This window comes from Arhodomonas sp. KWT (assembly GCF_010993615.1).
This window is the reverse complement of sequence record NZ_WNXE01001037.1, coordinates 178-579: the sequence shown is the minus strand read 5'-3', so window position 1 is coordinate 579 and position 402 is coordinate 178. Positions and strand designations below refer to the sequence as shown.

At 71.9% G+C, this 402-nt stretch carries 1 pseudogene; it reads left to right on the top strand.

The window, feature by feature from the left end:
* Positions 1-138 precede the first annotated feature (138 nt).
* Positions 139-402: pseudogene (locus G7A99_RS25000) on the top strand (hypothetical protein); the annotation flags it as partial.

Below are 402 nucleotides of genomic sequence, written 5' to 3'. Positions count from 1 at the left end.
CGCGGCCGGGGTGAAGCGGGTGACGCTGATCACGCTACGCTCGACATGATCCACGGCAATAGACGTTTCCTGCTGGCTGGGCTGGGGGTATCCCTGGCCGCTCACGCCCTCCTCCTGTGGGGGCTGTGGCGTGTGCCCGTGGGCGGCGGTGGAGGCGGTGGCGCCGGCGGTGGCGGCGGCGGACCCGTCACCCTCGAACTGGCGATGGTCGGCGATGGCGGGCTCCGCAAGGGCGGCGCCGTGGAACAGGCATCGTCCGAGGACGCGCAGCCACAGGGGCCCCCGGCGGAGGCGATGGCGAAGGTCGCACCCGAGCCTGAGCCGAAGCCTGAGCCGAAGCCTGAGCCGAAGCCTGAGCCGAAGCCTGAGCCGAAGCCTGAGCCGAAGCCTGAGCCGAAGCCT